11 protein-coding genes and 1 pseudogene are annotated in these 10,694 nt (G+C 40.6%); 6 read left to right on the top strand and 6 right to left on the bottom strand.

The window, feature by feature from the left end; translation table 11 throughout:
- Positions 1–280: 280 nt before the first annotated feature.
- Positions 281–1,219 (bottom strand): alpha/beta hydrolase family protein, encoded by a 939-nt coding sequence (locus BFI01S_RS13275; protein WP_061793049.1) that lies wholly within the window; start codon positions 1,217–1,219, stop codon positions 281–283.
- Between the two features lie 127 nt (positions 1,220–1,346).
- Between BFI01S_RS13275 and BFI01S_RS13270 the strand changes: the two genes are divergently transcribed.
- Positions 1,347–1,673, top strand: a complete 327-nt coding sequence (locus tag BFI01S_RS13270; protein WP_061793048.1) for a hypothetical protein — start codon at positions 1,347–1,349, stop codon at positions 1,671–1,673.
- Between the two features lie 52 nt (positions 1,674–1,725).
- Here BFI01S_RS13270 and BFI01S_RS13265 read toward each other — a convergent pair whose 3' ends face one another.
- The gene (locus BFI01S_RS13265) at positions 1,726–2,055 is read right to left on the bottom strand and encodes a winged helix-turn-helix transcriptional regulator (RefSeq protein ID WP_061793047.1); all 330 of its coding nucleotides are present in this window, start codon (positions 2,053–2,055) and stop codon (positions 1,726–1,728) included.
- Between the two features lie 276 nt (positions 2,056–2,331).
- On the opposite strand from BFI01S_RS13265, the gene BFI01S_RS13260 reads away from it, so the two are divergent.
- The 3 genes and pseudogenes from BFI01S_RS13260 to BFI01S_RS13250 all read left to right on the top strand — a co-directional run bounded on the left by BFI01S_RS13260 (position 2,332) and on the right by BFI01S_RS13250 (position 4,428).
- Positions 2,332–3,531: an MFS transporter gene (locus tag BFI01S_RS13260; RefSeq protein ID WP_061793046.1), complete on the top strand. Its 1,200-nt coding sequence runs from the start codon at positions 2,332–2,334 to the stop codon at positions 3,529–3,531.
- Between the two features lie 20 nt (positions 3,532–3,551).
- Positions 3,552–4,051: pseudogene (locus tag BFI01S_RS13255) on the top strand (aldo/keto reductase).
- Positions 4,052–4,092: 41 nt separating this feature from the next.
- On the top strand, positions 4,093–4,428 hold the full coding sequence (locus tag BFI01S_RS13250; RefSeq protein ID WP_061793045.1) for a hypothetical protein: 336 nt from the start codon (positions 4,093–4,095) through the stop codon (positions 4,426–4,428).
- A 32-nt stretch (positions 4,429–4,460) separates the two neighbouring features.
- Here BFI01S_RS13250 and BFI01S_RS13245 read toward each other — a convergent pair whose 3' ends face one another.
- From BFI01S_RS13245 to BFI01S_RS13230, 4 genes are all read right to left on the bottom strand, one after another.
- Positions 4,461–6,089, bottom strand: a complete 1,629-nt coding sequence (locus BFI01S_RS13245; RefSeq protein ID WP_061793044.1) for an ATP-binding protein — start codon at positions 6,087–6,089, stop codon at positions 4,461–4,463.
- Positions 6,090–6,231: 142 nt separating this feature from the next.
- Positions 6,232–6,573, bottom strand: a complete 342-nt coding sequence (locus tag BFI01S_RS13240; protein ID WP_061793043.1) for a zinc ribbon domain-containing protein YjdM — start codon at positions 6,571–6,573, stop codon at positions 6,232–6,234.
- Positions 6,566–7,348 carry a hypothetical protein gene (locus BFI01S_RS13235; RefSeq protein WP_061793042.1) on the bottom strand — a complete coding sequence of 261 codons (783 nt, stop codon included), beginning with the start codon at positions 7,346–7,348 and terminating at the stop codon, positions 6,566–6,568. The genes BFI01S_RS13240 and BFI01S_RS13235 overlap by 8 nt, the downstream gene beginning before the upstream one ends.
- Positions 7,349–7,351: 3 nt before the next feature.
- Positions 7,352–7,681 carry a PadR family transcriptional regulator gene (locus BFI01S_RS13230; RefSeq protein ID WP_061793041.1) on the bottom strand — a complete coding sequence of 110 codons (330 nt, stop codon included), beginning with the start codon at positions 7,679–7,681 and terminating at the stop codon, positions 7,352–7,354.
- 636 nt (positions 7,682–8,317) lie between these two features.
- Between BFI01S_RS13230 and ahpC the strand changes: the two genes are divergently transcribed.
- Both ahpC and ahpF read left to right on the top strand, forming a co-directional pair.
- The gene (ahpC, locus tag BFI01S_RS13225) at positions 8,318–8,881 is read left to right on the top strand and encodes an alkyl hydroperoxide reductase subunit C (RefSeq protein WP_009335870.1); all 564 of its coding nucleotides are present in this window, start codon (positions 8,318–8,320) and stop codon (positions 8,879–8,881) included.
- 14 nt (positions 8,882–8,895) lie between these two features.
- Positions 8,896–10,425 carry an alkyl hydroperoxide reductase subunit F gene (ahpF, locus tag BFI01S_RS13220; protein ID WP_061793040.1) on the top strand — a complete coding sequence of 510 codons (1,530 nt, stop codon included), beginning with the start codon at positions 8,896–8,898 and terminating at the stop codon, positions 10,423–10,425.
- Positions 10,426–10,694 lie beyond the last annotated feature (269 nt).

Genomic DNA, 10,694 nt, shown 5'->3' with positions numbered 1-10,694 from the left:
GTTTCTGTTTTGTTTAGTTTTCAAAGAACTAATGTGCTAACTCCTTTCGAAGTGACAACGATATTCATCTTATCATCTTCTTTTAAGTAAGTCAACAGCTTTTTTACCTTTTTCTATTCGATATTCAAACAGATTAAAAAGTTTCATTGCCGCTGAGCCAATAACCCTTAGCGACAAAAACTATCTTACAATAATTTAAGACCTAAAGTCAATACTTTATATAAAAAAATTGCATACGCCATAATTTTTCTCAAAACCATGCGCATGCATTTTTTCGCCTTTAGAGAATATACCTCTGCGTCCATTCTTCAATTATGTCCAGCATTTCAGCGCTCAGCGGCTTTGAAAGACTTCTTTTATAAATGGACTTCAGCTTTAGCAGAGAAGTTTCCTCTTCCTGATCTCTAAGAAGATGGTTCATATTCGGGACATTATAGCTCTCAGCTGGGCCATTCACTTTTTCAGCAAAAAGATGCACATGCTCAGGATCTACTTGAACATCTTTATTACCGGTAATAGCAAGAACGGGACATGTAATTGCACCCAAATCTTCTTCCATATTATATTGAAAGTGCTCTCTTGCCCATTTTGCATTGATCTTAGTAAATCCTTTTTTCATTACTGCCTCTTCTGATTCCATCATTTCATCGAAAATTTTCTTTTGTTTGGAAGCAGCCGTTTTATGAACTTTTAAGGCACGGAGAATAACTCCATTAAATCCTTTCATCACTTTAACTTCCTCTTCGAGCAGTTTTACTTGCAGCTCAGATGCATTCCTGACATTTTCCGCGTGACCGGCAAGAAAGATAATACCTGCAGCTTCCGCCTTCTTATTAATAGGAGGAATTAATGTACATCCTTCACTGTGACCCAGCAGAAAAATTCTTTTAGGGTCTATTTCCGGCAGTTCGAGAGCCGCCTTTACAGCTGCTGCTCCGTCGTTAACTAAATCCCACATGCCTGTTTGATAAAAATCCCCGCCGCTCACACCGGCTCCCCGTTTATCATATCTAAGAACCGCCACCCCAAGGGATGCAAAAAACTCAGCAAGCATCTTATAAGCATTCATCTGCATAACCTTCGCATTGCCATCCCGGTCAACAGGGCCTGAACCATGAATTATGATAATAAGAGGAACCTTTCCTTCTGACTCCTTCGGAAAACTCACTGTCCCCTTTATTTTTACATCTGTATTAAATTCGACCTCACGTTCTTTCATTATGAGTACCCCCAATTAATGACTTTACTTATGAGACGCTTATTAATAAATATCGTTCAGTTTTTTTATTATTTTTTTGAGGCAATACTAAGAGCAATTCTTATTCGTATTAGAAAGGGCTGATTTTATGCCAAGGAAAGCAGCATCAGCAGACAGCCGGGAAGAGACCAAGAAGGATACTGAAGCACCATCAGATACTCCTATCACAAAAAGTGAGGATGAAATCAGCAAGCTAAATAGGATGTTAGCTTCTGTTTTAAATTATCTATCGGATGATGAGGTAGAAGAAATCGATATCGAATATCTGCTTGCAAATACGGAAGGGCTGCGGGAATGGTGGGACCAATACAGGGAAAATAATAAGAAACAAATCGAGGAAGAAATTAAGAAGTCACTTGGCTCATTATCGCTTGAGGAGCTCGAGAGTATCCGCGAACAAATAAAGAGTAAATAGCTTTGCCATTAAAAAGGACTCGTTTGCCTATAGCATACGAGTCCTTAACTTTTTATTGTTCAACTAGCTCTCCGCCTGTTAACTCAATATGTCCTTCTCCCCAGTTGCACATCGCATCCAGGATCGGGCGAAGTGACCATCCGTAATCTGTTAGTGAATATACAACCTTAGGGGGGACTTGATCATAAACAGTGCGGTTTACAACTCCATCCTCTTCAAGTTCGCGGAGCTGCTGTGTCAGCATTTTTTGCGTAATCCCAGGCATAAGGCGTTTAAGCTCACTGGTTCGCTTTTCACCTTTAATTAAATGACACATAATTACAACTTTCCACTTCCCGCCAATCACATCTAAAGTAGCTTCTACCGGAATATTGTAAGCCAATTTCCTTCCCCCTCTTTTTGATAGGCACTTAAAAGTACCTACATTACTTTAATGTGCGTACTATTCATTTTGAATCATGCCATCCATAATAGCATAAGGAAGCATAAAACAACATGGTGAAATTGACCATAGGGTACTTTTTAGTGCCTGCATTACTTTAAAGTACGTACTGTTCACTATGTTTGACATGCTCCATACTATCTATCATAAGATTGCATGGCCAAGGCGCCTGGCTGTACTTTCTTAACTTACTTTAATAAGGAGGATTCATTGCTGATGAATTCAATTGCAATAAATAGACAAAAAGAAAAAGGCGGCACTCCCGCCCTGCTTGCACTCGCAATCAGTGCATTCGGAATTGGCACCACAGAGTTTGTGCCTGTAGGACTTTTATCTGCCATATCAGGCGATTTGGGAATTTCCATTACATTGGCCGGTTTATTGATTTCCGGTTATGCCATGGGAGTTGCGATTGGTGCACCTATACTAACTGCTTTGACCAGTAAAATGAACAGAAAGTCTTTGCTTATGTCATTAATGGTTTTATTTATCATTGGAAATTCCGTCGCAGCCATGTCTTCGTCTTTTACATTTTTGCTGGCTGCGCGTTTTATAACAGCTTTTTCACACGGCATCTTTTTCTCAATCGGATCGACCATTGCTGCTGATTTAGTTCCTGAAAATAAACGAGCCAGTGCGATTGCCTTTATGTTCACTGGTTCGACTGTCGCCACTGTGACAGGTGTACCGCTCGGAACATTTATTGGCCAGATATTTGGCTGGAGAGCTACCTTCTGGGGAGTGGCTCTGTTAGGGATAATTGGAATTATCGCCAGCGCCTTTCTGATTCCTTCAGATCTTAAACAAGCACCAGCTTCCAAGTTTAGTGAACAGCTGAAAATTTTAAACAGCGGAAAACTGCTTTTAGCATTTAGTATTACTGCACTCGGATACGGAGGAACATTTGTATCTTTTACCTATCTGACACCGCTTCTTGAAGATGTAACAGGGTTTAGCGCAAAATGGGGCAGTATTATTCTTCTGGTTTACGGAGTGGCCGTGGCTATCGGCAATGTTTTTGGAGGCAAAGCATCTGACAAGGATCCATTAAAAGCGTTATTTTGGATGTTTACTCTTCAAGCCATTATTTTGGGCCTTCTCACTTTCGCAGCACCTTTTAAAATTTTTGGGCTTATCGCTATTTTTCTAATGGGATTATTTGCTTTCATGAATGTGCCAGGTCTTCAAATTCTGGTGGTAAACCTGGCTGAGAAATATGTTCCTTCTGCTGTCAATGTTGCTTCCGCTTTAAATATAGCAGCTTTTAACATCGGAATTGCCATCGGCTCATTTACCGGGGGACTGATCGTCGATTCTATCGGCTTAATTCACACACCGTGGATTGGCGGAGTAATGGTGCTTGGGGCTGTAATTCTGACGGGATTACTAAAAAAACTTGAAAAACAAACTAACTAATTAATTAAGGAGTGTCTTATATGAATAAACTATCTTTATCAAGTACTGCAGCACTTGCAAATGGAGTTAAAATGCCCAGGATTGGTCTTGGTGTATTCAAAGTAGAAAAGGAAGAAGAACTATTGACCGCTGTTAAAGCAGCAATTGAAAATTGGCTATAGAAGCATCGACACAGCTTCCATCTACTGAAACGAGGAATGGGTGGGAGAAGCCATCCGCCAGTCTGGCTGTAATAGAGAGGAACACATTGAAGCGTGGGCCCCACTTATGCAAGGCGGATTATTTGAAAATGGGATCCTGAAGGAACTTGCTGAAAAATATGGAAAATCCATTGCGCAAATTGTCCTGAGGTGGCACCTGCAAAACGGCATTATTGCCATTCCTAAGTCAACAAAACCTCATCGCATCAAAGAAAATGCAGATTTATTGATTTTGAACTATCTCACAAGGACATGGAATTGATTAATCGTTAGATGAACATTTACGCGTTGGACCAGATCCTGACAACTTTGATTTCTAAATATATCGAGACGAGGAGCAGCAGGCTCCTCGCCTTTTCGGATGTATATATTTGGTGACAACCCTACTTATGAACTATCGGGAGCCCTTTTTCATTTTTCCATGTATCCCTGTTCCGCTCTGATTTTTTTATTTGGCTATGACCGCTGGGAACTCTATGGCAAGAAGTCTATTTGGTACATTCTGGGCTGGAGTGCATTTTCCCTATTCTTCGTATGGCTTACTGTTAAAAATCATGCACTGATCTATACAGGATGGAAACTGTTCTATTCAATCCCGGTTTATCCGGCAGCGGCTGTCATGCTCTTTATTGTGTTTCGCTTTGCGAAAAAGAGACTTATGGATCCTGAGCTTGAAGCTTCTTCCAAACCACATTGAAAAAAGCAAGGGCTCTCCCTGCTTTTTTCAATTTATTTAATTGTTTTTAAAAGCGGCAATGTAATCTCTATTAAAGTACCTTCACCAATCTTGCTTTTATATTCGATGCTGCCATGATGCTGCTTAATGATCTTGTGGCAAATCATAAGTCCCAGGCCAGTCCCTTTTTCTTTTAATGTATAAAAAGGTTCACCCAGTCTCGGCAGAAATTCGTCAGGGATTCCGCAGCCCTGATCCTGAAAGGAGACAATACATCCCCCCTCATTATTATCCTCGAGGGAAATCTCAATATCCCCTCCTTTATCCATAGCCTCCATGGCGTTTTTTAAGATATTCAAAAAAACTTGCTTGATTTGATTTTTTTCACATGAAATTATGAAATCACTATCTGCATAATTCAGCTTGAACTGGATACCGTTCATATTTGCCTGAGGGGATAATAACTCTACTGTATTCACTATAATATCCGTTAAATCAGCCGCGTCCATTTGTATGGCCTGCGGTTTTCCAAGCGAAAGCATTTCGGTGGTAATATTTTCAATGCGTTCCAGTTCGCTAAACAGCAATTCATTAATTTGGCTATTGTCGCTCCTATAAAGCTGCAGGAACCCTTTGATGGTTGTAAGCGGGTTTCTTATTTCATGGGCAACCCCGGCTGCGAGCTCCCCGACAATTGATAATTTCTCAGACTGCAAAAGGAATTCCTCTGCTTTTTTTCTCTCAGAAATATCCCTGCTGATCATGACAACATGCTTGATTACACCATTATCACCCTCAACCAGCATACATCGTGACTCAAATTTAATCCAATGGCCTTCTCTGTGTTTTAGCCGGAACTCCATTGCCATTCTCTCATTATTCTCGAATATCCTTTGCATGCCTGCATGAAAACTTTTTGCTTCATCAGGATGAATAACAATGTCCACTTCCATTTTTTCCAGTTCCGGCACTTCATATCCTAAAACAAACTCATAAGACGGAGATAAATAACTCAAACTGCGATCCCTGTCCATGACAGCGATAAGGTCTGAAGTATTCTCAGCGATTAGCCGGTATTTAGACTCACTTTCTTCCAGCGTCTTTTCCATCCTTTTTTTTTCTGTGATGATTCGAATCAGCCTTTCATAGGATTCAATCAGCAAACTCCCAACAATGACACCAAGTCCCACAAACAGAAGATATTGCAGATGAAAAATCGGGCTGTCTCTAAAAACCTTAAAAATGATCGGTACCGTTATAATATAAATGATACAATACACACCATATAATATGGCCGTTTTTCTAACACCCTTATGCTGCTGGGTATATCTATGTATGACAGTAAAAGCAATCAAAATAAGCAGTACCCCTATTACGGCAGGCAGCCAATTCTCACTGACTGCAAGCCTTGTGGCAAGAGCAATAATGGCGGTAATAACCCCTGCTCCCGGCCCCAAATAGGAAAATACCAAAATCAGAATGGCATAGCGAATATCATAGGAATAACCCTGCTCGTTAAAAGATAAACCCACAAGAATGACAGAAATAATTCCTGCATATATGCCGCCCAAAAGATGCAGGTCCTTAAGAGGTTTATGACTGATAAACGAGCGGAGAATTAAAGGCACACTGATCAGTAATGAAAAAATGGAGAGATTGACAATGTAGTCTAATAGTATCAAGGAGGCTCCCACCTATATTGAGAAATTCTTAATATTCTTTCTTTATCATAAACCAGAGGTGATGACCTTTCCACTACTATTTTAGGACCCGCAAAAGGAAATGTAAAAAAGGCCAATCCATGGAAGGATAGGCCCTTTTTCGTTACACTTTCTTCACAAACTCCGATTTCAGCTTCATGGCGCCAAAACCGTTGATCTTACAGTCGATATCATGGTCGCCGTCCACAAGACGAATATTTTTAACCTTGGTTCCAATCTTAATAACGGAAGAGGAGCCTTTCACTTTAAGATCTTTAATGACGGATACCGTATCTCCATCATTTAGTACATTTCCGTTAAAATCCTTAATCACCTTTTCGTCCTCAAGACTGTTGATTTCGGATTCCGCTGCCCACTCATGTGCACACACAGGACATACTAAGAGCACCCCGTCTTCGTACGTATACTCTGAACTGCATTTTGGGCAATTAGGCAAGCTAGACATTTCGTTTTCCTCCACTGTTCAGCATTTTTTTCCGTTTAACCATGAATACGAATATCATGATTGCCGCTATAATAACGAATGCGATAACAGTATATAAATTATATGTTGGATCTTCATTCACATCCTGTGGAATAAACCGATTGGCAATAGGTCCCATAGATATAAACAGGGGAATTATAATCGTAAACCATGTTTTTGTATAAATAGCAGAAACAATAAATATAACCGCACAAACCGCCATAATTACATTATTCTGAAGGGGCGTTGCTGTAAAGACTGGTTCAAACCCTTGTTTCTGATTCCAAAGTAAAACCATAACCAATATGCCTGTCACAGCAACACCAGTTCCTAAAAGAAGAACTGCACTCCACTTGGAATGAAGAAATTTAGGAAGCACTCTGAAAATCAGAACACCATAACCTCCGACTGCAATTACTCCTGCAATAATAGCAATCCAAAGTGTACCTTTGGATAAAGAAAAGTTCCCTTCAATTGCAGGGCCTATGCTGACATAAGCACCCAGCATAAGAATCATCAGCGGCACCAGCCCCGCCATCTGACGATAATCGGTAGTCATTGATTCTCCGATGCTTTTCATATATTGCTTTGGGCTATACCCGATAATATGAGATACATCTTTCCCATCGGCTTCAGCTTCCATTAAATGCACTTCAAGCTCTTCTGTTATTTCATTTATTTCATCATCGTTTTTTCCTTTTGACATCAGGTAAAAACGAAGCTCTGTTAAAAACTTTTCAGACTCTTTTGAAATCATTCTTCATATCCCCCTTTTGCTCAATACATTGTCAACAGATGAACTTACCTGTTCCCAGCGTACAATAAACAGGTCCAGCTCCTGTTCGCCCTTTTCAGTTAATGTGTAATATTTTCGTTTAGGTCCGGCAGTTGACTTTCGCAATGTAGCACTAATCAGCCCTTCCTTTTGCATACGCAGAAGCAGCGGATAAATTGTGCCCTCGCTCAATGAGCGAAATCCATATGACTCCAATTTCGCCGCCAGTTCATACCCATATATCTCCCCTTCTTTAATGATAGCTAATAAACAACCGTCGAGAATTCCCTTTAACATTTGCGTGGTATCTGACATTCACCTTACTCCTTCCACTACCTTGTATTACAAGATAATTACCTGCAGTTAAATACCTTGCAATACAAGATATACTTTCTAATATAAACCCCACTATATTGTAATGCAAGGTATTCTTATAAAAAAATGGGAATTTTTCACTCTATTCAATCAAACGTTTGATTGAAGTATTTTTACTGCCAAATCGATTGTTTTTAGCCGAAGAGGGAATAATAAATTAATGTGGACCAGTGCCTGAACATTAGGCGCCGTCTTATCCAAAGGCTTTATCTAAAGCTTATGCTTAATCACATTCTCAATTATAAACTTAAATCTCATATTAGATGAGATTGATGCAGGCAAAAAAAGGGTAATTAATAAAAGAAAGAGTTATACTGTTATTAACGGGCTCAAGGCCACTTTGAAAGTTCCATTTCGCACTTATTCCGCCAAAGAAAAGCGGAATTTACATTGGCTTCTTATCCGGGCATTTCAAGTTTCCGCCATCCAGCCGAAAAGGAGCAAATTTTCACAGCTTATCCCTTGACAAAAAATATGTCGTATATGATAATTATTACCGAATTAGAATTATTATTAAATAGTTCGCTATTTAATTAATAATCATATCACTCAACCATTTTAAGGAGGAATTTAATCATGGCATTAATCGGTTCAGAAGTATTACCATTCGCAGCAAAAGCTTACCATAACGGTGATTTCATCGATGTTACTGAAGAAAACTTCAAAGGAAAGTGGAGCGTAGTATGCTTCTACCCTGCAGATTTCACATTCGTATGCCCTACTGAATTAGAAGACCTTCAAAATGAATATGCAACTTTAAAAGATATGGGAGCAGAAGTTTATTCTGTATCAACTGATACTCACTTCACTCATAAAGCATGGCACGATAACTCAGAAACAATCAACAAGATTGAATATGTTATGATTGGTGACCCTAACCAGCGAATTTCCCGCAACTTCGAAGTTCTGAACGAAGAAGATGGACTTGCAGAACGCGGAACATTCATCATCGATCCAGATGGCATCATCCAAACTGTTGAAATCAACGCTGGCGGAATCGGCCGTGACGCAAGCCAGGTTGTAAGCAAGCTTAAAGCAGCTCAATATGTACGCAACAACCCAGGTGAAGTTTGCCCGGCTAAGTGGAAAGAAGGATCTGAAACACTTAAGCCAAGCCTTGATCTAGTAGGTAAAATCTAAGGAGCACGATAATCATGTTACTTGATGCAGATATTAAAGGACAATTAGCTCAATATCTTCAGATGATGGAGGGCGACATTCTTATAAAAGTCAGCGCTGGATCAGACAAAGTATCCAGCGACATGCTGGCTTTAGTAGATGAACTGTCCAATATGTCCTCTCACATTAAAGTTGAGCGTACTGAATTACAAAGGACGCCAAGCTTTAGTGTAAATCGTCCAGGTGAAGATACTGGCATTACCTTTGCAGGCATTCCTCTTGGACATGAATTTACTTCCTTAGTGCTTGCTCTTCTTCAAGTTAGCGGAAGAGCACCTAAGGTTGACCAGAAAGTCATCGACCAGGTGAAGAAGATTGAAGGCGAATATCGTTTTGAAACTTATGTCAGCTTAAGCTGCCACAACTGCCCTGATGTAGTACAGGCCCTTAACGTCATGAGTGTTCTTAACCCTAATATTTCACACACTATGATTGATGGTGCTGCTTACAAAGAAGAAGTAGATGCTAAAGAAATTATGGCAGTGCCGACAGTTCTTTTAAATGGCGAATCATTCGGCAGCGGCCGTATGTCCCTTGAAGAAATTCTGGCGAAAATGGGAACAGGCCCTGACGCATCAGAATTTGCAGATAAGGATCCTTATGATGTGCTTGTCATTGGCGGCGGCCCTGCTGGATCTAGTGCTGCCATCTATGCAGCACGCAAAGGTATCCGCACAGGCATCGTTGCTGAACGCTTTGGCGGCCAGGTCATGGATACTTTAGGCATCGAAAACTTCATTAGTGTGAAGCACACAGAAGGACCTAAGCTTGTTGCAAGCCTTGAAGAACACGTGAAAGATTATGGCATCGATGTCATGAATCTGCAGCGTGCCAAGAGACTTGAAAAGAAGGACCTTGTTGAAATCGAACTTGAAAACGGTGCTGTTTTGAAAAGCAAATCAGTCATCCTTTCAACTGGTGCACGCTGGAGAAACGTCAACGTGCCAGGCGAAGCAGAGTTCAAAAACAAAGGGGTCGCTTACTGCCCTCACTGTGATGGACCATTATTTGAAGGCAAAGACGTAGCTGTTATCGGCGGAGGCAACTCCGGTGTCGAAGCAGCCATTGACCTTGCAGGGATTGTTAACCATGTAACGGTTATCGAATTCAATCCTGAATTGAAAGCAGATGCCGTTCTGCAGGAACGTCTGAACAGCCTTCCAAACGTAACGGTTGTCACAAATGCCCAGACAACTGAAATTACCGGGACTGACAAAGTTAACGGTATTTCATACATGGATCGTGAAACAGAACAAACACATCATGTTGAATTGCAAGGTGTGTTCGTTCAAATCGGCCTGGTTCCTAACACAGATTGGTTAGGCGACCAGATCGAGCGTACCCGCTTCGGCGAAATCGTTGTGGACAAGCGCGGTGCCACAAACATTCCTGGTGTATTTGCTGCAGGAGACTGTACAGACAGTGCCTACAAGCAAATCATTATCTCCATGGGATCCGGTGCTACTGCAGCTCTTGGTGCGTTTGACTACTTGATCCGCAATTAATTTTTAACCTAAAACCGCTTACTGCATTTAGCAGGAGCGGTTTTTTTATTTCGTTATTTACTCTTTAATTATTGTATTGCACACCAGGGGACATTTGTTCGGACTCACTCTTTCTTAGTTCTCCTTCCCCTGTCCGAATGAGCACTGAGTCGGACTCACTACCTCGGTTTTCTCCTACTCCTGTCCGAATAAGCACCACTAAGTTGAAAAGCACCGCCTATAACAACTTCCATTTATTTCAATCAAACGTTTGATTGAAATAGAAAAAG

Origin of the sequence: Cytobacillus firmus NBRC 15306, assembly GCF_001591465.1 — a bacterium.
Taxonomy (GTDB): domain Bacteria; phylum Bacillota; class Bacilli; order Bacillales; family Cytobacillaceae; genus Cytobacillus; species Cytobacillus firmus.
This window is presented reverse-complemented; position numbering and strand designations above follow the sequence as displayed.